The sequence below is a fragment of the Ohtaekwangia kribbensis genome (assembly GCF_042676245.1).
Classification (GTDB): domain Bacteria; phylum Bacteroidota; class Bacteroidia; order Cytophagales; family Cyclobacteriaceae; genus Ohtaekwangia; species Ohtaekwangia kribbensis.
In genome coordinates this window covers 882,473-909,315 of the sequence record NZ_JBHTKA010000001.1, presented here as the reverse complement: position 1 = coordinate 909,315, position 26,843 = coordinate 882,473, and the positions used below count along the sequence as shown (strand labels likewise).

The 26,843-nt window shown below is 44.6% G+C and carries 12 protein-coding genes; 5 read left to right on the top strand and 7 right to left on the bottom strand.

What is annotated here, in order from left to right; genetic code table 11:
- Positions 1-21: 21 nt before the first annotated feature.
- Positions 22-2,274 carry an alpha-N-acetylglucosaminidase gene (locus tag ACFQ21_RS03585; protein ID WP_377574953.1) on the top strand — a complete coding sequence of 751 codons (2,253 nt, stop codon included), beginning with the start codon at positions 22-24 and terminating at the stop codon, positions 2,272-2,274.
- 6 nt (positions 2,275-2,280) lie between these two features.
- Here the strand turns inward: ACFQ21_RS03585 and ACFQ21_RS03580 are convergent, their stop codons facing one another.
- The 3 genes from ACFQ21_RS03580 to ACFQ21_RS03570 are packed head-to-tail and all read right to left on the bottom strand — an operon-like array spanning position 2,281 to position 15,097.
- A complete protein-coding gene (locus tag ACFQ21_RS03580) occupies positions 2,281-5,541 on the bottom strand; it encodes an FG-GAP-like repeat-containing protein (protein ID WP_377574950.1) in 3,261 nt (1,086 codons plus the stop codon).
- Positions 5,542-5,573: 32 nt separating this feature from the next.
- Positions 5,574-6,590, bottom strand: coding sequence for a PorP/SprF family type IX secretion system membrane protein (locus ACFQ21_RS03575; protein WP_377574948.1), 1,017 nt, complete (start codon positions 6,588-6,590; stop codon positions 5,574-5,576).
- Positions 6,591-6,619: 29 nt separating this feature from the next.
- Positions 6,620-15,097 carry a PKD domain-containing protein gene (locus tag ACFQ21_RS03570; protein ID WP_377574945.1) on the bottom strand — a complete coding sequence of 2,826 codons (8,478 nt, stop codon included), beginning with the start codon at positions 15,095-15,097 and terminating at the stop codon, positions 6,620-6,622.
- An 838-nt stretch (positions 15,098-15,935) separates the two neighbouring features.
- On the opposite strand from ACFQ21_RS03570, the gene ACFQ21_RS03565 reads away from it, so the two are divergent.
- The 3 genes from ACFQ21_RS03565 (at position 15,936) to ACFQ21_RS03555 (ending at position 18,810) form a co-directional block, all read left to right on the top strand.
- Positions 15,936-16,106 carry a hypothetical protein gene (locus ACFQ21_RS03565; RefSeq protein WP_377574943.1) on the top strand — a complete coding sequence of 57 codons (171 nt, stop codon included), beginning with the start codon at positions 15,936-15,938 and terminating at the stop codon, positions 16,104-16,106.
- 74 nt (positions 16,107-16,180) lie between these two features.
- A complete protein-coding gene (locus tag ACFQ21_RS03560; RefSeq protein ID WP_377574940.1) occupies positions 16,181-17,401 on the top strand; it encodes an OmpA family protein in 1,221 nt (406 codons plus the stop codon).
- Positions 17,402-17,556: 155 nt separating this feature from the next.
- Positions 17,557-18,810, top strand: a complete 1,254-nt coding sequence (locus ACFQ21_RS03555) for a peroxiredoxin family protein (protein WP_377574938.1) — start codon at positions 17,557-17,559, stop codon at positions 18,808-18,810.
- Between the two features lie 103 nt (positions 18,811-18,913).
- Here the strand turns inward: ACFQ21_RS03555 and ACFQ21_RS03550 are convergent, their stop codons facing one another.
- The 4 genes from ACFQ21_RS03550 to ACFQ21_RS03535 all read right to left on the bottom strand — a co-directional run bounded on the left by ACFQ21_RS03550 (position 18,914) and on the right by ACFQ21_RS03535 (position 25,967).
- A complete protein-coding gene (locus ACFQ21_RS03550) occupies positions 18,914-19,717 on the bottom strand; it encodes a hypothetical protein (RefSeq protein WP_377574935.1) in 804 nt (267 codons plus the stop codon).
- A 443-nt stretch (positions 19,718-20,160) separates the two neighbouring features.
- Entirely contained in the window at positions 20,161-23,217 is a 3,057-nt protein-coding gene (locus ACFQ21_RS03545; protein ID WP_377574932.1) for a sensor histidine kinase, read from the bottom strand.
- 75 nt (positions 23,218-23,292) lie between these two features.
- A complete protein-coding gene (locus ACFQ21_RS03540) occupies positions 23,293-24,069 on the bottom strand; it encodes a response regulator (RefSeq protein ID WP_377574930.1) in 777 nt (258 codons plus the stop codon).
- 233 nt (positions 24,070-24,302) lie between these two features.
- Positions 24,303-25,967 (bottom strand): sensor histidine kinase, encoded by a 1,665-nt coding sequence (locus ACFQ21_RS03535; protein ID WP_377574927.1) that lies wholly within the window; start codon positions 25,965-25,967, stop codon positions 24,303-24,305.
- Between the two features lie 177 nt (positions 25,968-26,144).
- On the opposite strand from ACFQ21_RS03535, the gene ACFQ21_RS03530 reads away from it, so the two are divergent.
- On the top strand, positions 26,145-26,804 hold the full coding sequence (locus tag ACFQ21_RS03530) for an alpha/beta fold hydrolase (RefSeq protein WP_377574924.1): 660 nt from the start codon (positions 26,145-26,147) through the stop codon (positions 26,802-26,804).
- The last annotated feature ends 39 nt before the right edge of the window (positions 26,805-26,843 follow it).

Here is a 26,843-nt window from a genome sequence, read left to right as displayed (position 1 = left end):
GTATATCCATAACTATAGCACATGCCAGACACCTCTTTTGTAAGCCTCCGTCAATCCTTTCAGAAAGTAATCTATAGCAGCGGTACATATACCGGTTGCCTGTTATTCTGTTTTATACTTTTGATTTCCTGCCGAACCGGTCGGGAAATCCGTGAGTACAATGCGAATGTTATGCCCGCTTATAATGCCCTGGAAAGATTGATTGGTCCACGAGCAAATGAATTTGTACTGCGATTAACAAACCATGCCACCGACCAGGTAACGATCAGCACAGCACGGGGTGAAGTAATTATTGAAGGCAGTTCAATCCCGGCTATATGCTATGGTGCCTATACGTACCTGCGAAAGATCGGAGCTGTTCATATAAGTTGGGAAGGGAATCGTGTGAGTCTTCCAGCACAGTGGCCCGATCAGTCTTTGCAAACATTGCAATCACCTTTTGTTTACCGGCAATATCTCAACGTGTGTGCCTTTGGCTATACTACGGTTTGGTGGGATTGGGAACGCTGGGAAAAGGAAATCGACTGGATGGCTATACGCGGCATCAACATGCCTTCTGCGATGGAAGGGCAGGAGGCGGTATATCTCCGTCTCTGGAAAGAAATGGGGCTTACGGAAGCAGATATACTCCAGCATTTCAGTGGTGCGGCATTTTTACCGTGGCATCGTATGGGAAATATAAATGGCTATGGTGGTCCGCTGCCCATGAGCTTCATCAAAAAGAAAGAAGTATTGCAGAAGCAGATACTCGAACGAATGCGATCGCTGGGTATGCAACCTGTTGTACCTGCCTTCAGCGGCTATGTTCCTGCAAAACTGAAGGATAAATTTCAATCGGCACAGATACGACAACTTGAACCGTGGGAGAAAGGATTTGAAGGCACCTATATGCTCGATCCGAAAGATCCGCTGTTCCTCACTATAGGCAAACGATTCATTGAGCTATACCAGGAGATGTATGGAGATGCATCGTTCTATCTTGCAGATTCATTCAACGAAATGAAGCCTCCGGTTACTCCGGCAAACAAACAAAGCCTGCTGGCAGAATATGGTGAAGCGGTATATAAATCCATTCAACAAGGCGATTCTTCAGCAACGTGGGTCATGCAGGGATGGCTCTTCGGCAATGATTCTGTTTTTTGGGACACTACATCCATTCAATCTTTTCTGAGTAAAGTGCCGCCATCGAAAATGATCATTCAGGATTTTGGTAATGATCGCTATCCCGGTATATGGAAACGTACCAAAGCGTATGGTGGCAAACAATGGACGTACGGCTATGTACACAACTATGGAGGCTCAAACCCGGTATACGGCGACTTTGATTTCTATAATGAAGAAGTTACTGGCCTGCTGAATAATACGGATAAACGTAACCTTGTTGGCTATGGTGTTTTGCCTGAAGGACTAAACAACAACTCAGTGGTATATGAGTATATATATGATTTGTCATGGTCGCCAGAAGGTATAGCATGGAAAGACTGGATCAGACAATATAGTATGGATCGATACGGGTATATATCGGATAATATACTCACCTCATGGGATCTGCTCAAAGAATCTGTTTTTCAGACACGCTATTGGACACCACGCTGGTGGAATGGAGGAGGAGCTTATCTGTTGTTCAAGCGACCTACGGCTAACATTGTTGATTTTAAAGGATACCCGGGCGATAATCAGAAACTCCGAAATGCTGTGCAACGCTTGCTGAAAGACACCGGGCACAACAAACCTGGTACGTTGCTCATATATGACCTTGTTGAATTTACGCGTCACTATATGAGCATGCATATCGATTCATTATTAATCGATGCAACGAAAGCTTACAAGGCCGGTAATCTCTCGCAGGGTGATGCATTGGCTGATAAATCATTTTTTATAGCAGAGAAACTGGATACGCTTATCGGTGTACAGGAATTTAATGTGTTGGACTATTGGCTTGAAGGAGCATCGCGTTATGGCGACAATAAGCAGGAGTCTGCACTATATGTGCAGAATGCCCGAACACAGATTACAATATGGGGAGGTGATAACCTGAAAGACTATGCTTCCAAATCATGGCAGGGTATGTATAGGGGTTTTTATGTTCCGCGCTGGAAAATGTTTTTTGAAGAGATGAAGAAAGCGCATGCAGCCGGAAAGAAATTCGATGAAGAAGCGACCCGGTTAAAGATACTGCAATGGGAAGAGGAATGGGTGAAAAAGAGTGATATATTCATGCATATCTATCCGGAAGATGCACCGGAGCGTGTATCAGAACTGCTGAAGCTTTGATATATACTAGCGAAGCAGTGTGATGCTCCCGGTCCGGGGATTTTTCTCCTGGCCATCGCAGCGAATAACGAAATAGTAAACACCATCGGGCAGTGCTCTGCCATTCATCGTTCCATCCCAATTGTTCAGGTAGGGCTTGGCTTCGTATACCTTGACACCTTTGTCATCAAAGATGGTGACGCTGCATTGCGGATAGTCCAGTATATTTTCAACCGTCCAGTATGGATTGATGGCATCGGTATTCGGTGAGAAGAAGAGACTCGGCTTGAGCTTGGTTGATGCTGTTGCGTTTTGTATGCGCACTTCCACAGTTGTTTCTCCGGAACATCCGTGGTCATCTTTTCCCTGTACAGTATAGAGGGTAGATACGGTTGGTCGCGCCACCGGGTTCGGTATATCTGCCTGCGATAAAGATATAGCAGGTTCCCAGCTATAGGTCGCCAATCCGGAGGCTTCCAATTGTGTACTTTCACCTTCATTAATAGTTGCTGGGTGTGCTGTAGCAACTACGTTGGGAGGAGGCAGCGCGGTTACGTTGCCTGTAATGGTAAAGATACAACCATCGCTGCCGGTAACTTCTGCCGTATAGGCACCGGGTTGTGTTGCAGTTATAGACGGCTCGGTAGATCCTGTGCTCCATTGATAACTATTGAACGAACCCGAGAGTGATAGTATGAGCGATTGCCCTTCACACATTTCATATACACCTGTGCTGCTGTTCATAACCGGAGGAACGGCCGCTGTAATGCTGATGGATTTTGTTGCCGTTCGTATACAGGCTCCACTCTGATAAGAGGCACTAAGGGTAACGGAGTAGGAGGGATTCGCTGAAGTATATATATGGACAGGCTCACGCTCATTGGATGTTTGAGAATCTCCAAAACTCCAGGTATAAAATACTTCTGCGGACCCGGAGGTGCTGGTGTTGTTCCTGAACGTTATCTCTGTTCCCTGGCATGCCGATGCCGGAGCATCGAATGCCGGAGCAGGAGGATCGGCAACAATAAGCGTTGCTGGTGATGAGGTTGCTACGTGACAATTCGGATTAGTGGAAGTTGCCGTGTAATAATACTCTCCGGATGTTCCCCGTACAATTGACTTACCTGATGAAAGTGCACCTGCTGTTCGTTCATACCATTGATAGGTAAAATCAGTACTATATTGAAATACCGAGAGCGTTGAGAGCTGACCGCCACAGATTACTTCGGGAGTCGAGCGTTGAATGGAGAAGTCTGGTATAGCCGTAACCTGCGCGGTTGTAGTGGCTGTCCGGGCGAGGCAACCGGTAGCTGCATCACCTGCGTATACATTTACTGAATATATACCGGCATCTTCGACTTTTACATTGTTGATCTGAACCGTTGCATCGGTGCCGATAACTTTTCCGGAAGCATCCGTCCATTGATAACTGAAGCCTGAACCGAGATTATTATTTAACGAAAGGATAAGTGTTTTACCCTGACACACCGGTCCGTTGTTTGCGGGCTGCGGATCGGAAGCTGCGCCTGCTGCTATGGTAACTTTCACACTGTTTGATACGGGCACGCAAGATCCATTTTCAGCAGTAGCCTTCACGTTGTATTCGCCGGATACGGCAGGCGTATAGGTATTTGTGCCGGATGATGTTGTGTTGGTGGAAAGGTTTGTCCATTCATATACTATACCACCGCCTTGTGTCGCGGTAAGCGCAACGGAATTGCTGCTGCAAATATTCAGCGGTCCGGCCGGTGTTACCTCCGGAATCATGCAAGTCTTATTGCGGAAGATCGAGACTTTTGATGCTGCTATATTTTGCAACGGATCATCGATACTGGTAAACGCTATATCAGGTTTGCCATCACTGTCCACATCCCCGATGGTTACGTGGCGGTTGAGGTACGTGGTAGATTTCGTTGTAGCTTGAAAAGATATATTTCCCGATGTACTGGTGTTGTTGAGGATGGTCAGTGATTTCTTTTTCACGGAGGCTGCTACGAGGTCCGCTTTTCCATCGCCATCCAGGTCACCGAAGGCAAGCCCCCAGGGATCACTGTCAGTCGTAAAAGTTTTGAGTGCACCAAAAGATATACCCGATGCACCGGACTGATTTACCAACACACCCACGGAAGCTGATGATTGCGTAAATGCTATATCCGCCTTGCCATCACCATCTATATCTCCCGCGCGAATGGTATTGATCGCTGTTCCTGCCGTAAATTTCTGCGCATTTTCAAATGAAAGAGAACCGGGAATGGAGCTGTTCCTTGCTACCCATATATCTCCGGAAGTTTGATAGGGTGCAGTTATTATATCGGGCAGACGATCGCCATCTATATCGGCAAAAGCCAAGGCATCGGTACCCGATATACCCGGAATGGAGATCGTTACCGGAGTTGGTGCAAATATGATGGACGTACGCTTGCTTTTATTTTGCAACACCAATACTGCGTTGCTTGCCTGTGATGTAACGAGCAATTCAGGTTTACCATCCAGGTCCATATCGGCTACTTCTATATGCCGCGGGGTAATGTTGGTGAGCCTGATAGATTGTGATGTAAAAGAAAGTGTACCCGGTCCCGGACTATTATTCTCCAGTATAAATATTTTGTTGGTTGATCCTTTCTCCGTAGCAATGAGATCCGTTTTCCCATCTCCATTCAAATCGCCACACTTGATTTGAAGCGTGCGCGAAAAAAGATTTATAGCCGTATTGCTGTTGAACGCTACATTACCGGGACCAGTGCCGGTATTCCGGTATATATTGATCTTGGCAAAATTATCGCTGGCTGTAGCGAGGTCACTCTTCCGATCACCATCAAGATCGCAGAGACATAAATCATATAGCCCTTCTTCTTTGGCAGCACCTCCGGGAAAATTAAACTGCCCTTCAAGATTATTAGGATTGAACGGCTGTGCATCATCACCATGGAAGCTCAGGAGAAAAGGATTCTGCGTATAGCCTGTCAGGTTGGAAGTTAAATTCGTAACGGCAATGTTGTCGTATGTAGTAAGTGCGGGAATCTTTACCGTGAGCACCTGGTCACTTACCGACACTATATCTGCTCTGGCAGCACCGAACATCACGAGCACTTTGGTTGCATCGGTACCAAAGCCACTGCCTTTCATCGTTACGATCTGTTCCATGCTTCCGCTTGTTTTACTCACATATTGGATCACGGGCGTTTGCGCATAGGAAGTTGTTATACTATAACTCCATACGAGTAACAAACCGATAAGCTTCAGCAGCAGTAAGTGCTTTCGGTTAGGATCAATTATTGTGAGTATCATGAGCGCGGGTATTTTTTTATGAGACAGCATGGCTAATTCCAGAAGCCTTCCTTGCTATTGAAAGAAGGGCAGGGAATAAGCTTGTATTTCTTTTTCTTCTTGTCCGAGTTACGTGCCGCGAATTCGTATACAAGGGACACCTCATGTGCTCCGCCCGAGGCAGACTGCAGTTTGGAGATGGTAAAGTCGTAACTATACCCGATGTTGAAATTCTTGAAATATAGTCCGAGAAAAATGATGAAGGCGTCCTGCTCAACCGTGTTGTTCACACCTTTCTGGAACGGCTTCCCCCGATACCAGAGTCCAAGTGATACCGGGTCGATGTGATAATTTAAACCCAGATCAAGTTGTGAGAATGAAGCGCCTTGCATCTGATAAATGAAAGAGGGCGTGAGGTACGATGGTCGTGCTGTGCGCGAGCCTTGCAGCGGAATCTTTACACCACCGTGTATCGAAGTCTTCATCGGCAATCGGCTGCTTTCTCCCAACACTGAAAGATCAGGTTGATTGATGTGGGCGAAAGAAGCTCCGAGCCATATCTCTTTTGAGTATAAAACAAAGCCCGATCCGAAGTCGAGGTAATTTTCATTGCCGATCCTGCTCAATTCCGGATCGAGGGAAGTGCCGTTATACTCAAGTCCATCGCCCATGCGTAACTTGGTGCGGTCAATTCCATTCATACCATAACCAAAAGATATACCAGGTGAAAAAACAAGTTTGCTGGTAAGTTTTATCTTGTAAGAATATAGCAGGCTGGCTGTTGTGGTGCGCCAGCCGGCCGAGCCCATTTTATCCGTTGTAAAAAGTATACCAAAACCACTGCGCAGTTCATTTACAAAAATATCGTAAGAGGCTGCGTATGTGGAGAACGCCTGTGGCAGACTAGGCCACTGTATACGGTGGTTCACCACGAGGCGTTGCTGGGGCGTTATACCGGTAAACCCCGGGTTGAGATATAGCGGTGCCTGGTAATATTGTGAGAAGTGCGGGTCCTGACCAGTTGCCACAAATCCTGCACACAGAAAAATGAATACTATATATTTTTTCATCGCTTCGTTCTATTTGACGATATATACATTTACCGGATCAGGGTGATGTCGCCAACTTTGGTGGTGCGCTGGCCGTTACTCAACCGGATCACCATCTTGTATACATATACACCTGCCGGCATCAGTTTGCCATTCCGGTCATATCCATCCCAACCCTGATTTTTATCTACCGTTTCATAGATCATATTTCCCCAGCGGTCATAGATCTGCATGGTATATTCTTCAGCGCCTTTTACAATCGGCATAAACACATCGTTGAATGTTCCGCTGCCCGGAACCCCGTTGCCATGTGTGGATCCGTTTACGTTTGGTGTAAATGCATTCGGTACTTTTAACGATCCACCCTGTATAGCTACAACCTGGTGTTGCGCGGTGTCATAGCATACTATATTTCCATCCAGGGTTCCGTCACCGTTAACATCCTTGCTGCCGTTGTCGAAGCCAGCCACGAGTGTAATGGTATATTTACCTTCCAGCGTATAGAGATGCTTGGGCTCGGTCTCATCGGAAATTGTGCCATCATCAAAATTCCAGCTATACTGGTTGGCTCCGGTGGAGAAATTGAAAGTTTGCGTTTCCATATCGGGTATATATACTATGGACGGACGCAACTCGAAGTTGGCAGTAGGCACATCAAATACTTCAATACCACGAATACTTGTACTATCGCTTTGTCCGGTAGAGCGGAACTCAGCCTTCAGTGCTATACTATATTTACCCGGCTTGGATACCCTGAACACCGGGTTGCGCAGCGATGAACTGTCAGCCAGTGTACTGCCGTTGTAAAGTGTCCAATGGAAAGCATCGGCTCCCGGAGACAGATTGGTTACTTCAATATTGGCTGGAAAGCATGCTGCCAGCGGTGTAGCGGTGAACGCAGCCTTTACAGCCGGTAACAGAATGGTGATCTTCTCCATCTTTGTACTCGAGCATGTTTCGCCTGCATTGCGCGCAGCGATGTTGGTTACGGTTAAGCGAACTTCCTTGGTACCCGCAGCATGATACTCTACGGTATAAGGACCTGCACCATTTGCAGTAGGAGGTGTGGCTTTTATATCATCGAAGTCCCATATATACTCGAAGTCATTTGTATTAATAGTGGACGATGTGTTGGTAAACGTAATGGTTGACAAACCCGCAGTTAGCGGAGGTACATTGTCGTAAGTAAAGTCTGCCGTAGCACTGTGGTATACTACGACTTCTTTTTTATACTCACCGGTACAACCTTCTGCGTTGGCGGCCTGGTATACTACTTCGTATATAATAGGTTCCTGCGAAGATGTATTCGTCATTACATACGATACTTCTGCGGCCGGAGCTGGTTTTTCCTCCAGCCTGTCCGTTGTGCCTGGTACATGGTAGTACCATGTGCCGTGATCAATACCAAGAGACTGATCCTGGAACGTTATGGTCTGGCCACTGCAGAGCGAAGTATCGCCCGGCAACACATTGAGCGCGATGAGCGGGTATATGGTGATCTCACGTGTGGTCGGATCTGGTGTACACAGGAAGTTCGATGCCTTCAGCTTCACGTTATATACGGTGGAGTTGTTCGGTGAACCGGCAGCGAAGCCATGTCTGATGGTATGCTCGCCAGCTGCAAGTGAATCTTCACGAATTACGGTTGAGCTGTCGCGCGACCAAACCCATTCGTATTTCACATCAGGCTCTACATTCCATTTGAATTCAAAGTCATTACCTGGACATTGCGCGTCTGATCCTACAATAGAAAAGTCGGTAGAAACATTTACAACGCTGATGCTTGCTTCCTGGTCATCGCCTTTACAGCCGTTGCCATCCACTATATCATAGAATTTATACGTTTTGTCTTCTGTAATCTCCGGCAGAACTACAACGCTGGTTTTTCCGCCTTCTTCGTTCAATACGGTATTGGTGCCATCGGTATAACTATAGGTAATCGGTATAGCACCGGATTCTACAATGAGCTTGATCTGTCCCGGTTTGCCATAGCACAAATTTGAAGGTGCATCGAGACGGACTACCGGTGGCTGGTTTACGGTGATCTTTACCATCTCGCGTTCGTCTGTTCCTTTTACTTCGCAATATTTACCCGTACGAGTCGAGACACTCCATACAAGTCTTCTGAAGTATGTAGTCTGACTTAACACTTCCGGAGTATATTCATTGGAATTTCCATTCGCGGATGCTGGTATATCAATCCAGTTATCCGTTGTCGGTGCTTCTCCGTCCGGAGGTTGTTGCTGTTGCCATTGGTAACGGTAATTCTCCACACCACCAAAAGGAGGCGAGAGCTCTGTGATCTTTTCTGCCGGTGTGTTGAGACAAACCGATTGATCAACACCTATAGAACCTCCGTTCAACGCAGGTGGATTCAGAATCGTAGCGGCTGAAGGACGTGATGCACAGTTGTTGCCATCTTTGATCACGATGGTATAGGTTCCTTTACCAAGGTCCTTGAAGCGTACGCTGTCCGTTCCTTGTAATGTGGCAGAGGTAGTGGCATCGTTTACTTTAGACAGTACTGCGGTATAGCCGGAGGCAGCAGGTGTACCTCCGGTGAAGGTTACTTTTACTTCGCCATCCGTAGCATCTTTACAGGTCAGGTTATAGCCATCATCATCGGTAGCGACTGATACCGTGTTGATCTCGACTGGTGTAGGCTGATCCATAGTGAGCATTTCCGAAGTAGCAAAGCAGCCATTGGTATCTTTCACGCGTACGTTATAGCTTCCTACACCGAGGTTTTGAAATATACCATCGTTGTCTGCATCGAGCTCGTTGCTTTGCACGATCCGATATTCCGTATAAGGCGCGGTTCCCCCGGTAACAATGGTTTCTATTTCACCGTCTTTAGCCTGGAAGCAACTGATTGCTTTCTTTAATTTAACATCTGCTGCCAGGGCGGTAGGTTCGAACAGTGATACAACGGATGTTGCACGGCATCCTTTCAGGTCTTCTACTACAATGGTATAATTACCACCCGACAGTGAAGTAAAGGTATAATTGTCCGAAGGTGCTGTAACAGGTATGGCGTTGTTGATCTTGTAGGAATAGGTGGGTGTACCGTTTTTAACAACGATACTGATCTCTCCGTTGCTGAGACCGTTGCAGAGTAAGCTTCGTGGTGTTGCTTCAAAGGATACTGACGGATTAACGGTATACTCAACCGTAACAACGTTGGTACAGCCTGTGGGTATATATTCTACTTTTACATAGAGTGGTATCTGGTTCTCTACGGTATACTTTTTCAAATCTGCATCCGGAATAATATCAGCACTATTCAGCGTCTGACTTTTATACCAGGTGAGTCTTGTATCTGCTTTACCGGCATTCGGTGTTATCGATGACTCGAGTGCCTTCAGGTCTGCGGTATAAGTGTTTCCTCCCGGAACATCAGAACAAACCGTCTTTTCAATTTTTGTTGCCTCTGGAGAAGGATGCACCGTTACAGTAAAGGTAATGGCAGATCCTGAACAGTTTCCTTCCGTTGCCGGGTTTGTACCGATCACTTCAAATGTTACAGTGCCATCAATAGTTTTTGAATTTTGTACCAGCAGATTATCAATATCACCCTGACCTGAGTTTGAACCGGTGGAGATATAAGCATCAGCATTCTTTACAGTCCATGTAAAGGTTGCGTCAGTATTGTTCGTGGATTCAAAAGGTACGTGCAACAGATCGTTGTTACAGGCCGCAAAGTCAGTTACAGGCTTGATGATTGTGTTCGGATGAACGGTAACTTTTACCTGGCGCGGTGCTCCGGCACAATTCAGTTGTGTGCTGTACGGACGAATGGTATATATTACTGTACTGTCGGCACCGTTGTTGTTTTCCCACTGATGGTTTTTAATGGCGTCCGAATTATACTGTGTAGTGGCATCGGGTGTTTGTATAGCCGAAATAGCCTTTACACCAGCTGGTACATATATACTTTCGATGATGAACTTGTCAGCCGGGAATGTGTTGGATGCGGATGACAGAATGATTCCTGTCTCAATATCGCTACATAATTCTTTGTCGAGTGTAGGGTGAAGCTGCGGTTCCGGTTTGATCGTGAGCGTAATGATCTCGGCATCTCCTGGACACTCTTTGCCGGTGGATCCTATATTTACCGGGATCACCGTATAGTTCACCGGTAACGGAACTGCTTTCAGGTTTTGGAACTGATCGTTCACGATAGCATCATCGGCAACGCCATTGCCTTTGGTCGGGCCAACGATCGGTATGATCTCAGTGGCGAAGCTCGCATTGGTGATGTTATATTTGTTGATCGGAACCGGGCTTGATGGATCAGCCTGGAATTTTACTCCGGTCGCGTAATCACTGCAGACGTCTGCATCACCATTCAACATGATCGGTCGCTTGTTTACCCGTATCGTATCTTTCGCCAGCGGACTAACGCATATCGAATTACTTTCCTGTACACTGATCACAACATCTTCCGTAAGGAAATTTACCAGGATCTTGTTTGTTGCCTGACCATCGGAGATGAATGCTCCGCCCTGTGAGTTGTCGGACAACTTACGTACTTCCCAGCTATAGGATGAAGCCGGGTAGTTGTTAGGGGTTACGTTGTAACTGATGCCTTCATCATTTTCGCAGACCACCGAGTCGCCATGTATAGTGGGTTTGCCGGGAGTAGGAGAGACGAGTATCGCTTTCTTGGTAACAGGCGCGCTACATCCGTTCAGTTCAACCTGAACACTGATGGTATCGGCTATACCGTTAACACTGGCTGTAGGAAATTGCAGCAGTACAAAGAAATCGCTGTCCGTTCCGCCACCAAAAACTTTATAGGACGAAGTCGGTATATTCCAACGATACTTAACACCCTTTATAGGAGTGATCTGGTATATTTCAACGGCATCGCCCTGGCAAACAGATTCTCTTCCGAAGATCTCGCTGCTTGCAGGAATATTTTTTATTGTCAGTGTAAGCTCAGCATAGTCTGCGCAGGATGGTTTGTCTTTGAATGTTATCCGTGCATAATATTTAGCGCTACCGTTTACCTCGACCGGAGACGTTATCTCGAAGGTATTGTTTTGTGCATCGAACAAGGAGGGATACCAGGCAACAGCGACATTATTGGCACCACCGGTTACTTCATTTATATACGTTGCATCATTCAGATCTATATTCGATACTTTGTTGCTGCCGGGAGAATCTTCACAAAATGCAACGGTGGCATCTTTCGCTACCGGCAACGCGCGCACGTCTACCGTAACCATAGCATCGTTGGTACAATTGGAAGATATATCGCGAATGCGGGCCAGGTATATTTGTCCCGAAGTAATATTGGTTTCCTGTATCGTTGGATCGGTGACCTGCGTCCCCGCAGGAGGTGTCCCATTTCTATACCAGGTTATACTTCGATCTGCTGCAGGTAATGTAGTAACAGAATCCTCATAGTTTGTTAAGAGTATATTACCGGTAACCGGTGCACCGGCCGGAGGCTCTTCGCATATACGTGTGGTAAATGATTTGGCATCCGGAAGTTTTGCACGTGTAAGTGTAATCGATGAAGGATCGGATACACATCGGCCGCTTGCGCTGGTGAGCGTCCAGGTAACGAGTACACTGCTGGGGGCAGCGGTTAATCCACGCACGGTTGTTTGTGGATTTGTTTTATCATCAAACGTAACGCCTGCCACGCTTGTAGTCCATGCACCCGTGGCGTTGTAGGTTGCCGGATCTGCATTTAACTGAACAAAGCTCTCGCAGATGTTGGGTATATCAATGCCTGCGTTGGCAACAGGTTTGCGGTCTATATTTATCTTTACTTCTTCCTCTACAGATGAACATGAACTCGTAGCGGCTGGCGTAGCCACCAGTTTTATCCGGATCGGTACACCGGCATCATAGTCTTCCTGCGTTGGTGTATAGGTTGCTTCAATGGTGATCGGTCCGCTGCCGCTTTGTGTGCTGGCAGATATAGTTCCGTTACCGGATATATTCTCCCAATGACCACCGGTAGCACCAGCTGAAACTATACCAGATACTTTTATCGGCGTGAAGTTTTTCGGATCGAGACAAACACTGTCAATATCCGGAGCGCTAGTAATTTCAGCGGGCTCATCAAATGTAATAACAACATCGTCTGTTTTCTCGAAGCATGAAGCACCACCACTGGTGATCGTCCAGCGAAGGGTATAGGCACCATATATATATGGTGAACCTTGCAGATTTACAGGTGATTTTGCCGCGCCTGTATTATCTATCTTGATAGAACATGCAGCACCGGCACAACTGCCCGGACCACTTACTACACTCCATTTACCCGTTCCGATCGAAGGTGTATTTCCTTCCAGCACGGTAGAGGGGCCGCATACCTGTTTATCAGCACCGGCAGTCGGATCGGTAGGGTCCGTTCCAAAGTCGATGACAACATCATCGTAACTGGAACATGAACCACTGCTTACCGTCCAGCGGAGGGTATAGGCGCCAGCGTTCGCAGATGGAACCGATATGTAGGCATTGCGATCGGTTTTGTCGGTGCTAAACGTTGGCTCCGGTAATCCGGAAGGTACACTTCCTATATAAGACCATTTGCCTGTGCCCGGTGATGGATCGCTTGCCGCAAGGGGATTGGAATTCAGCGTTGCCCCGGTAAGCTGACATACAAACTGATCGGGACCTGCATTGGCCGGTAGCCCGGGGTTCGTAGATACTTCAACCTGCTCTTCCGAACTGACTGCTTCGTTGCAGGGGCCGTTATCTACTACAGCTCGGAATTTATATACACCTGGTGAAAGTACACCGGGTGATATGGTAGTACCTTTTCCAAGCGATGCGTCTTCAGTAAAAGCACCACCGTTTACGGATACTTCCCAGCGCAATACATCGCCTATATTTCCGGAGAGTGTAATGTTACCGACTGGTGATGTCTGGCATACATCCGGTGCAGATGACAGTGTTCCGCCAACCGATGGATTGTATACGCGTATAGTATATGATTTTTCTTTAAAGCAGGAAGGCGAGCTTGCATATTGTTTGCGTACCGCTATAGTCCTGTCAACAAATCTTTGTCCTGATGAGAAATTTACGTTGAACTTGAACGTGGCGGTTACATCCGTGCTCGAAGCCAGTGTAACTCCCGATGAACTCGTCCATGCATATTGTGTGGCTCCGCCTACCGGTTCCGTTGTAAGCGGTGGCATGGTAATGGTAACCGTGGTTGTACCGGTGGATGTACTGTTACATACTTCAGTTGGTATGGTGCTTACCGGGTCTGGCAGCGTTATATCTTCGCGTATCGTTCGCTTCACCAGTACCTTCGGACTTTCACAATTCAACCCGTTGGCTACGTTGGGCTGATAGCTGGCCCACACTTTATATACACCCGGAGTTTTTTTGTTTACCCAATCCGGATGCGAAGTAATCGGCAATGATGTAGATGTGCCCGAAGTAATTAACGCCCCGGGGGAGTCAGTTGCTCCCGGCACATTTTTATACCAGTTAACAATATACGTGGGCGGTACACCGGATATAGCAAAAGCATTCGGTGTGTTGTTGTAGCAAACAGTTTGATCAGCAGCAGGTGTTGGCGGAGGCGGAGCGCTGACGATACGTACGGTAGCAGTTTTCTCCACGGGAGGGTTATCTCCGTTTACAAAGTCTCCGTTAACCGGCACGAGTGGTGATAACGGGTTATTGGAGTATGGATTACAGAAGTTCCAGTAACGAACTTTCAGTTCGATCACATCACCAACCTGAGGATAGCCCGCACCAAATCCTCCGGGTGCTGTAATCTCGAGCGAAGGTCTTTTATTATTGGCAATCACGGCAGAGCTGCTCATGTAGTTAACTCCGCGTGTATCCTGGTAGTTGGTGAGTATATCTGCGCCACCGGCACCGGTAACGGGTATACCATCTACTTTCAGGTTCGGTATCTTCGGCACAGCAGTGCCTGTGTTGTAGACAATCTGCTGCCAGCGGTTCGCTATATTCGGACTCTCCACTGCATCAGGTCCGGGAGGGTGTATGTAGTTTGGATTACAGTTCCAGTTGGTTGCATCCTGAAACACCACTGATATATCAACACCTGCGCAGACCTGGTGTTCATTGGTTCCGGTAACGGGTGAGATTAGCTGTACCTTACCTCCGTTATATTCATCGGTTCGCCAAGAGGCAATGCGTTGTACCTGGCGTGTTATAGGGCATAGTGATCCTTTATACCGTAAGGTCATCACAACGACAAACTCGCAGTCGCTGTCTACAGGAAAGGTATGTGTAACATCAGCACTATAGGAAGTTTGCCCTTGTGCCTGTGGTAGTATTGAATTTTTTCCATCGCCCCAGTCAATGTATATATCTACAGCACCTGCAGGTACAGGTGTTAAGAACCCTACATTGTATGTAACGCGCGCGCTTACCGGTGAGCAGAAACCTGCCGGAAACTTATTACTACCCAGTGATGAAACAGTGGGGAGTCCTACGCATTGTGCTAGAGCGTCATGATTTACAACGGTAGGGATAAGCGCTGAGGTAACTAGAAACAAAAAAATCGATCGTACAGATTTAAGCATAACTTTCGCTGTATTTAAAAAGTATATATAGGGCCTTACCTGATACAGAGACCATTTTGGCAAAGGTAAGGTGAGATGCTATACACGAATTCCGTACTACACAGATGTATATATCAGTATAATTACGGATCGGTTAAGTAAGATGTGCGGATATATTTGAGAATATCAGGAAGTTGACGTTGGTATATTTTTGTCGAAATATTTTGGTAATGATGAAAAAAGATCGTGAAGATGTGAATTTTTAGAACCGTCAGCGATGCAATAACCGATGTAAGATAAATTGCCATCGTGGATGATGCACCGATTGTGCCATGTAGCCGTATTCGGGTTTGTTGGAACTTGTGCACGGATTTAACTCTCTGTATTTCTACGGATATAGCTCAGCGTAAAAATTGTGTTCTGCTTTAGGTAAAGAAGCTTATCGTGAGACGTTTGCTTCCGGTCTATCTTTGTGGCTGTGTATCTTTCATTTAGGAAGATATACAACGAGGTTGAATCGATAAAAAAACAAACGAATAACAATATGCAGTCAAACGGTAACATGAACAGAGGCGATAGAGAGGTGATCTCGATCATGTTTGGTGTAGGTGTTCTTTTTTTGATTTTTCTTTTGATGGTTTTTTCCTGATGTGGGGAGTGATGTAACGATGGTATATCCGTAAAAATACGGATATCGATTCGCGTAAAATCCGGTTGTTACCTGCTGGAAAATCCTGACACTGCCCCTGTCGCCTTCAGGGTAATTTTGTTTATAGCTCTGCTGCGATTCCAGCCGGATGAGAGTATATACCGAAATCTGAAGGAGATAAGTATTGTGGGAAATAATTCAGTGACCGATATGCCAGTAAAAGGGAAACCAGATAAGCCTCCGCGGGTTGTTGTTGTCAGGAAGATAACCGAGTATGAAGCGAAACTTCTTTTTTCAGTCTATAAGAAGCACGCTGAAATTGTTGAGCAGATCGATCATGGTAAAACGTGGAAACGGACTGATGTAGTAGGAGAGGAGTGAGGCGTGCATGAAAAGCAGGAAGCGAAATGTAAAATCCCAATCAGTATAATTTTAGTATAGGAAGTTCTTTGAGTATGAAATTTTTTAAGTCCGTACTACTCATGGCAATGAGTGTGATGATACACTTCAGTGTACAATCGCAGAATAATACAGAGCCTGATGTTATTGCCAGTAATCAATACTATGTTGTTATAGGTGCTTTTGCCGTTCATGATAACGCGACCAATTTTGTTAAGCATGCTTCTTCCCTGCAGTTACCTGCATCCTATGCCTTGAATACCGATAAAAATTTATACTACGTTTATGTACTTCGCACCGATGATCGCGAGAAGGCTGTTGAACAGGCGCAGCAAGTACGCCTGGAAGCTAACCTGACCGATACATGGGTTTATCATGGAGAGATATTGGATGCTCATGTTCTCACCGATGATAACGAAGATAAAATAACCATGACCTCCGTTCCCTTAACAAATACAGCAACAGAAAAGAAACTGGAATCCTCAACTGTGAGTGTCGTTGCTCCACCTGAACGCAAACCGGAAGCTGTTGTTGATCGCGAGCCTGTTCGCGAATCTGCCAGTATTGATGAAGGTGAAGGAAAGCGTTTCCTGTTTCATGTATTCCGCGCGAATGATGGTGAAGCTGTCGAAGGAGATGTTGATGCGATTGATGTAGTTCGTTCGAGAAAGATCGGCAGCTATAAATCAAATATGCCGGTGCGCGTTGCTGAGCGCAGTGATCTCACCGATGTATCGTTTATATGCGAAGTGTTTGGATACAGACGCGCACAGAATACCATTAACTTTCAGGATCCCCTGGCGATGGATGGTGTCTCACAAGATTCTAGTCAGAATATAGTTGTTCCATTTGAATTGGTACGATTGAAGAAAGGTGATATCGCGGTGATGTACCACGTTTACTTTTTTAAAGATGCCGCGATCATGCGACCAGAGTCTAACTACGAAGTAAACAGCCTTGTGGAAATGCTGAAGGAAAATCCGAAGTATAAAATAAAAATTCACGGCCATACCAATGGAAGTGCTTACGGCAAGATCGTCTACATGGGTAAATCTGATAATTTCTTTTCATTGTCCAATACACGCGAAGGCTTCGGTTCCGCCAAAGAACTTTCCGAAGAGAGAGCTCGTGTTATCCGTAATTTCCTCATCAGTACCGGTATCGAAAAAGAACGAATGACAATCAAGGCGTGGGGCGGTAAAAGACCTGTTCATAATAAGAACAGTGCCAAAGCGCAGGAAAACGTTCGCGTGGAAATTGAAATACTGGAGGACTAGTCTTCTTTTATTCTTCTCATCTTTTTACTATACTATACGTGTTTTTACGGAGTGGTATCTAGGTGTACATAGTACACAACTCTGTTTATAAATACCGTGAGAGAAGCGTCTGGCTTTTAACGTTTTTTGTGGCGTCTATTTTTTACTAAATCACCATGAAACAAAAAATTGTAACAGTCATTGCTTTAATCACTTGTCTGTTCGTTGCTGGTGCAGCAACAGCAGGCTCAACTAAATCTACCATCAAATCCGGGGTATGGAGAGGCGTATTGGAAATGCAGGGTCTGGAGTTACCCTTCAACTTTAAAGTAACAACCGATGCAGCCGGTGGATACGATATCCAGATCATGAACGGAGAAGAGCGTTTACGTCTCGATGAAGTACGTATCACAGGCGATTCTATCAATATAGCGCTTCATATTTTTGATGCTAACATCAAAGCCAAAATATTCGGACAAGGCGATTCGCTTAGCGGAGTATTCATTAAGAATTATGAACAACATTATCAAGTTCCTTTTCATGCAGCTCACGGAAAAGGTTATCGCTTTGCAAAAGTTAATTTCAATGCGAACGAACCTGACTATAGCGGTAAATATGCTGTGAAGTTTATTCACGAAACCGATACATCCGATGCTATTGGTATTTTCAAACAACAGGGTAACCACATAACCGGTACATTTCTGACTACAACAGGTGACTATCGTTACCTGGAGGGAAGTGTAGTCAATGGTATGATGAGTCTCAGTGCATTTGATGGCAACCACGCGTATCTGTTTACTGCCAACAAAGATGGAGAAGGAAAATTACTTGGTGAGTTTTTCTCGGGCCTTACCTGGACAGAATTCTGGACAGCGGAGAAAGATGAAAACGCGAGTCTGCCAGATCCGGAGTCACTTACGTACCTGAAACCTGGCTATGAAAAAATTGAATTCTCTTTTCCTGACATCGCTGGGAAGAAAGTAACATTTCCGGATGTTAAATATACCGGTAAAGTTGTCGTGCTGCAGATCTTTGGTACCTGGTGCCCAAACTGTATGGACGAAACAGTTTTCTTAAGCCATTGGTATAATGTAAATAAAGGCAGAGGTGTTGAAATTATAGGTCTTGCTTACGAACGTAAAAGTGATTTCTCGTATGCCAGCGGTCGTGTTCGCAAGATGATTGACGTGTTGAAAGTGCCGTATGCATTTGTAATAGCAGGAACCAACGATAAAGAGAAAGCATCGCAGACATTACCCATGCTGAACAAGGTAATGGCATTTCCGACAACGATCATCATCGGTAAAGATGGTAAAGTAAGAAAGATACACACTGGTTTCTCCGGACCTGGTACTGGTCTTTATTACGATCAATATATCGAGCGATTCAACGAGACTGTTAATGCCTTGCTGAAAGAAAGTGTAAATTAGGATAGCAGAATACTGTATAACTCATTAACTAAAAAGCCTCGTTCCGGGTATATTTCGGAACGAGGCTTTTTTTAGTTTAGGTATATAGCAATATATAAATTGATCAGGAGCCAGCCTTGTTGTATATAAAATTACCTTCCTGTCCGTTCTTGCCTCGCTCACCATGCTTGCCATTGGTGCCGCGCTTTGAAGTTTGCATAGCTCCAGTTCCGATAGCGCCTCCGCGCCCCCCTTCACCACCATAGCCAGAGTATCCACCGTGCAGGTTAAATTTGATTACTTCGCTGGAGAGTAAATTAGCAGGGCATTGTGCGCATCGAAATGTAAATGTACCACCGGCACCACCATCGCCACCATTTCCGCCATTGCCACCATTTCCTCCGTTGCAATCGCAGTGGATCGTACTCTTGCTTCCATTGCCGCCACTGCCACCGCTTCCGCCATCACCACCGTTTCCTCCATTCAGTCGTAACAGTAAAGGATACATGTTCGATTCAAGCTGTGTTACTTCAAGTGTAAGATTCTTTCCTCGTTCACCATTCGCACCATTTTTTCCATCAGCACCGGGTTTACCATGGTTACACGGACCTTCTGATATATCTGCATCTTTAGAAGGCCTTGAGCTTGTACCGTGCATGCCACTACCAATAATCCAGCATTGCTTACCGATCTTTAGCTTGTTTATTTTGATATAGGATGCCGAAGTACCGTGTTTCAGAACCAGGTAGGAGGAATCATGCATGATAAGCTCATCGAGAATCAGCGTGTCTCCCTTTAATTCGTACGAACTCTTTTTCTGAATTTCAAGATGCCGGTTTTGCGCCATCAGATCTTGGCAGACCGTAACGATCATGAACAACAGGATATAGCGCAGCAATCCTGATCGCTTTAGGTAATTGAATCGCATAAGTAAATTTTGTTAGGATTTAGTAAAGGTAGCCAGCGATTGTTGTTCCGCTTGTAGGGGAATATACCTACGTGGTTGTATGATAAATACAGATGTAGATAGGTTCTTTGATATAACTATTCCCAATCATTTTTATATCCGTATAAATACGGACATGTATTTAGTAATAAAATCGGTGGCCCTACCATTATTAATACAGAGAACAGATGATTTAGAAGATGCTTTACTTTGTGCTATAGAATAATAGATAGTGTGATAGTAAATGTTGTTGTGTTACAATGATTGAAGATTTCTCCGCTTATTTCGATAGTGGGGTTTGGGTCGGGGGCGCACAGATATGTGTGCCCCTTTTTTTTGACCAAAAAAATGATCGCCTGGATAACAATAGGCGTTAATTGATCATATACTACTGGGCTAAATGTGCTGATCGACTGCCGAGAAGCTTATGCCGATATAGGAATGGTGAAAGAGAATTTGCTTCCCTTGGTAAGTTCGCTCTCGATGTATAACTGACCGGAGTTCTTTTCAATAAACTCCTGGCAAAGACTTAATCCTAGACCAACACCGCGTTCACCTTGCGTTCCTGTGGTGGAGAACGTTTCTTTCTGCAGAATTTTTGAAACGTCTTCTTTTCGGATTCCTTTGCCTGTATCGGTGATGTATACCATAATATATTTCTCTTTTATATGCGCACCCATCTCCACGCGGCCCGTGGTGTCGGTAAATTTTATGGCATTGTTCACCAGGTTACGGATTACCAGTTTGATCATGTCCTTGTCAGCGTAAACATCGGCATGATTTTCAAATGTATTGGTGAGTACTATATTTTTACGGGTTGCCAGCGGTCTGAACAGGCGGAAGTTCTCCTCAATGATTTCATGAATATCAAATGCTGAAGGTTTAACTTTCACACCTTCCATCTGGTTGCGGGCCCAATGTAGCAGGTTGTCAGTAAGGCTTACGGTATAGCGTACGCTTTCCTTGAGGTCAGGCAAAACACTTTTGAAATCACCTTCCGTTATAAAGGTATATTCCAGCAGGTTGAGCATTTGTTGTACCTGGTGAATGGGACCGCGCAGGTCGTGCGATATTATGGAGAATATTTTGTCCTTGGTAAGATTCAGGTTTTCGAGCGATTCAGCCTGCATTGAAATCTCTTCGTTCTTATTCAGAATTTCCTGGTTTTTGGCGATAAGATCTTTTGTCTTTTCATTAACCAAGCGTTGAAGTAATTTCTTCTGTAAACGTATCTGTTGCGTATAGTAATATATAATTGTCCAGATGATAACCGTTAATAAAATAAAGTATAGTACGTAGGCCCACCATTTCTGGTACCACGGAAATTGAATCGTAAACGTGAACACCGCGGGTGCGCTGATAACGTCATATATATTTTTAGAACGGACTAAAAACGTATAGGTACCTCCAGGTATATTTGTATATGCAGCCTCACGACTGCTCGACCAGTCAGACCATTCATTTTCAAAACCTTCAAGTTTATGCTGGTATACTGTTTTTTCAGCATCTTCATAAAATGAACTTGAAAAGTCGAACTTCAGGCTATTGTTTCTATAAGCAATTGCCGGCTGATGTGAATTCTGGTTACCCGTATAGATCAGCGAATCTTTTGCCCAAACGTTATGGATCGAAGTATAAACAGGATCGTCATAAAATGTTTTTTGACTTGGATTATAGTGAAGCAACCTCAGTTCGTTACCGATAAAAACATCTTCCGGGCCGGTTATTAAAATGGGGGCGCGTACACCAATGCGCAAGTCGCGAATAGGGATAGCAACTTTGTTGAATGGAGTGAAGTATACCTTATAGGTTCCATCGTGTTGACTTTTAAATACTCCTGCTGTTTCTTGCTGGCCGGGCTTTGCTCCCCAGAAATAAATATCTCCTTCTGCACTTTCGGCCACGCTATATATACAGAAATTGTCAAGTAACGTATGTGTTTTGGAGTCTGGTTCGAACCGGTCTTTAGCCTTGTTATACCTGTATAGCCCATCGGTTGTGGTTACTACAACGCTGCTGTTTAACTGATAAATGCGATTGTTTAGATTTGATGGAAGACCATGACGCTTGTCATAAAATGATACTGATATGACTTCATCCATCTCTTCGTTTAACAGAATCTTGTAAATTCCTTTTTGTCGATGACTGCTCCACAGGTATCCGTCCTCATCTTCCGCCAGAAAAAATCCTATGTCGTCAAAACCTTTAATCTGATTTTTTTTCCACACTTCCTTTTCTTTCCTTAGAAGAAAGAGCCCGTCTACTGCCCCCATGATCATCCGGTCGGTATGATTTCGAATCTTAGACAGAACGTATGCTTCTGTATGGCTAACGATCTGTATAGCCTTTGAGCCCTTCAGTTCGTAAACACCGGTATTGTGCGCAGCATACAGATGCTCACCGATGTTTAGAAAATTTGAGCAGCCTCCTTTCTGAATAGGTATAAATGTGTCGGGAGTATTTTTATAATAAAGATCGCTGGCGGTACCAACATATAGATCCGAACCAGATTTTCCCAATGATACAATTTGGTTTTGTAAACCGTTTCGCTTGTCGTAAAAGGTGAGTGGCGAACTGGCAATAATCTGGATAAGAGCATTATTGGAAGAGATCCATAAATTGCGTTGCATGTCCTTAAACAAAATGCCGGGCGTTACAAAATCGCCCAACGCAGTAACATCCAGTGTAGATGTTATATTGCCGTCTCCGTTCATGAAGACAATCTCCTCGTCAGATGAGATTGCGATCATACCGTTATCAAGAGCCCTGAGTACCGTAAAATCCTGTCCCCGTGCATGAGACTTTAATTCATTTGGGAATAATTTTAGTTTGCCATTTGCACCCGGTGTGATGTCAAGGGTCCATAGCTGCTGCTGTTGATCAAGGATAATAAGTGAGCTTATACCATAGGCATCAATCCAGCGTATTGATATTTTATTGAGCTCATCACTAAAATCTTCGTGTTCAAATTTTCCTTCTTTGTAAAGCAACATTTCATTATGCCTTACCAGGTAAAGCCGGCTTTGAACTTTCACGAGCCCCTGGTTAGAAATATCTATAGGATAGAATTTTTTATCCTCATAGCGGAGTATAAAATCATCGGTTTGGAAAAAAATGGCATTTTTGTAAACTGCAATAAGATATATACTTGAATTATTGTAGGGGGCAGGAACCTGATCTAGAAGCGAGTGGTATTTATATTGTCCCGTTGAATCTTTGCGGAAATATCCCAGATCCGAATTGGTTCCTACATATATATTACCGAGTGTATCCGGAGCCATAGACATGATAATATCTTTGTTGGGAAGTGCGAACATATCCCATTTGGTACCGTCATATTTTAATACGCCTTCGTTGTTGGCAATGAAAATATTGTCCTGAAAGTCGGGTTTGATATACCAGTTTTGAAGTGAAGCTGCTTTATATACATCGGATGTATGATACTGCACAAAGGGCTGTTGTGCATGAGCAGTTATGCCCATGAAAAGAGACAGGTATAGGATTAAAAAAATACGCTTCATAGAGGCGTGTCTCTCTTGTTCAGGTTTGTAATGCTCTTACTGCAGGATGTTCGTAAGCTGCATACCTACCTGGGCGGTGTTAGCTTTGTATAGGTACTTGCAAAGAATTCTGAAGAGCTCAGCACTGTTAACAGGCTTCAGCAAACAACTGCTGGCACCTGCACTCAGGGCATCTGCTATATTTTCTTTCAGCACCGGGGCTGTAAGACAGCTGATAATTGGTATATATTTGTCGAACTCCCGGATTTTTGCTGTCGCTATATTTCCATCTTCGCCAAGAATCAGGTCATCCATCAACACTAGGTCAACGTGTTGCTCCGATACCAGGGCCACGGTGTCCTCTCCATTTTCTGCCAGCAGCGTTGTGCATCCCCAGCCTTCCAACATGGATTGAAATAGCATCGCGTTGATTTTACTGTCTTCCACCACTAATACTTTTTTACCTTCAAACGGGCGCTTTGTATTTTCGGTAGGTGCATTGATGAGGCGGAACGGAAATGTAATTTTCTTCTCGTTGCCTTTGCTGAGATCGATCTTCATATTCTCGCGGTCGTACCCGGTAATGTCGATAACGATCATCGTTACATTGTCGAATTGATCTTTTCGCGTGATCTCAATAAAGACTTCGTTGATGTCAAAGGATTTAGCTAAAAACAGGCAGCCATGCTTGATAGCGCCCACCAGGCGATCGTGGTTGCCCAAATAGACATCGTCTAGCTGAACGTCTATGTTCAGCTTCAGCAATACCGTACGATACCGGTTTAGTTTATTGGCCAGTTTATAGCAGGATTCACGTAGGCTAAATTCTTCCATAGGCAGATTGTGCTTTTGCTGCATTCTCCTTGAATCAAATCTCTGCAAGTATAGGGGCTTATTTCAAATGATACATCCGTGATGAATTGAGCGTTATATCAGTAAAAATACTGATTCCTCGTAAGGTTACTTTATTACTATATTCTTCAAGCCTCTTGCGAAAGATGTCTTTACAGCGTTTAAATGAACTTTTTAGCAGTTGCGGTGCAACTTTTCGGGCATCGCAATAAAGTTCAGGCAGTGCGCATGGTGAAATTTTCAGGCGGCCGTTTGCGTAAATATATTCTGAACGTAGTGCCCTGATTTATCTTGCTCTCTACTTCTATCTTGCCTCCCATGGCTACTACTTGTGTTTTTACCAGGTATAGCCCCATGCCTTTACCTTCTACATGGAAGTGAAAGCGTTTATATAGTGTGAACAGATTTTGTTTGTGTGTTTCGGTGTTAAAGCCGAGTCCGTTGTCGCTTACCGAGATACAGATATACTCATTGATCGGGTATGATTTTACTTCGATAACAAGTTTGTGATCGGGATGTCTATATTTGATAGCATTACTCACCAGGTTGAAAAGTATGCTGTCGATATAGGGTTTTACGCATACTATTACCGGGGCGTTTTCGAAATTTACGCGTATGTCGGCATGCGTTCCCTGTATTTCCCGTTCCAGGTTTGACATGACCAGGGCAAGCTCTTCGTTGAGATTTACCGGTGTGAGAAAACTTGTTCCATTACCTTTTATTTCAAGAATAACATTCAGGTCTTTAATAACCGTGTCCAATTCATGTGTTGAGCTGATCAGTTTGTCGATGATCAGTTTTTCTTCATTGGTATCACTGGCATAGTCTAACACCTTACCCAGGCCGAGAATGCGTGCGGCCGGTGCGCGTAAATTGTGAGCCGCTATAAATGCGAACTGTTGCAGCTGTTGGTTGTATTCGATAAGCTCTTTTGTACGGTCGCGAATCTCTTCCTCCAGTGAATCATTCTTGGCAATGATCTTCTTGTTTTGCATCAATATAGTTTGCTGTGCCTCACTCAGTTTTTTATTCTGACTCTCCAGTAAATCTTTCTGTTTCGAGATTTCTTCCTGCTGTGCTTTCAGTTCTTCATTCTGCGCGGTGATCTCTTCCTGTTTACTTTGCAGCATCCGGTTTTGTGCCTGTATCTCGCGGGTACGTTCTGCTACCTGTCGCTCAAGTATTTCGTTCTGCCGTGAAAGTATAACGGCTTTCTCTGCTTCTGATTCACGAAGCTTTACCTGTATAGCAAATTTTTTGTGTGTTTGAAAGGCCGTGAAAAGTAATGTCGGTACACAGGTGAGGAAGAGAAATATCTGCACCAGGTAATTATTGCGAAGGGCTGTGTGGTATTTTGTAAATGCCTGGCTATTTATATCGTCTTCAAAGCGGTTTATCTTGGTAGAAACTTTTTCGTATTGCAGCCATAATTTATAGCCTTTATCCTGGTTCGATAGTCGTTTGAATTCATCCATGTTGCCGTCATCGATCAGTTTTTTCATTTGTACACACAAGTCGGCATAGGCATCGGTGGAGTCCTGCAACTGGTAGAACTCATCCAGCGGATAACCTTGCTGCTCTAGTAAATTACCAACGGACAGGAAGAGTGAATCTTTATCGCGTAAAGCAAAATGCATCGGATATAGAAACTTGTCGTGGTTGAATAACGCATACCCGCGAATACCCAGGTCGAGGTTGTGTATAATGATGATGGCGAATTGTGAGACCGTAACTTTTATCTCTTCCGCCTGCCGTTGCAGCAAACGGTTTTCTTCCATGATCCGGTTATTGTTAAGCGTAATAATAACGTTGAGGATGATCAATACAATAGTGAGTGATACAGCAAAATTGATCCAGCTTTTATGCGTAAGTTGTTTCACTTTTTTTGGATGGGGTAACACCCCGGATAGAGTTGTTTAATGTAAGTAGATTTTATGATTTCCGCTGCATTAAATGTTCCTAAAACTGTACGGTATATTCTACAAACGTATTGTTTAAAAGCTATATTCATGTTTTTTGTGATGGGAATGGATTTATATAGAATGCATGATTTAAAAATGAAAGAGATTTACCTGGTAAGCGGGCTCGGGGCAGACGAGCGCGTATTTGAATATTTAGACTTGCAGCCGTATAAGAGAACGTGTCTCCAATGGATCCGTGCAAATGAAGATGAAACGTTGGAGCAGTATGCGGCCAGACTTTGTGAACAGATCAAGGTTGAAAATCCGGTACTGATTGGTGTCTCATTTGGCGGTATGATTGCGGTTGAAATCGGAAAGCTGATCAAAACCGAAAAGATCATACTTATATCTTCTGTAAAAACGAAGGAAGATATACCCTTACACTATCGTGTGATGGGCGCTGTTAATTTTAACAAGCTTATGCCGATGGGCCGCATGAAAGATTTATATGGAATCATTGCATGGCTCTTTGGTGTATCCAGTAAGGAAGAGCGCCAATTACTGGAAGATATTTTGAATTCTACCGATGAACGCTTTGTACACTGGGCCATCGATCATATTATCAACTGGGAGAATAAAATCTTGTTGCCCAATGCTGTGCTTATTCATGGTACAAGCGACAGGCTCTTAAGCGGCAGCACTCCGGACTATAGCATAAAAGACGGAGGACATTTTATGATTGTAAATCGCTGCGAAGAAATCAGCGCGATTATAAAAGGTATACTCGCCAGTGTGGAGAAAAACACACTTGTCTAAGGTCGATGCGCATGATATTAAAAACTGAACTCATCACCA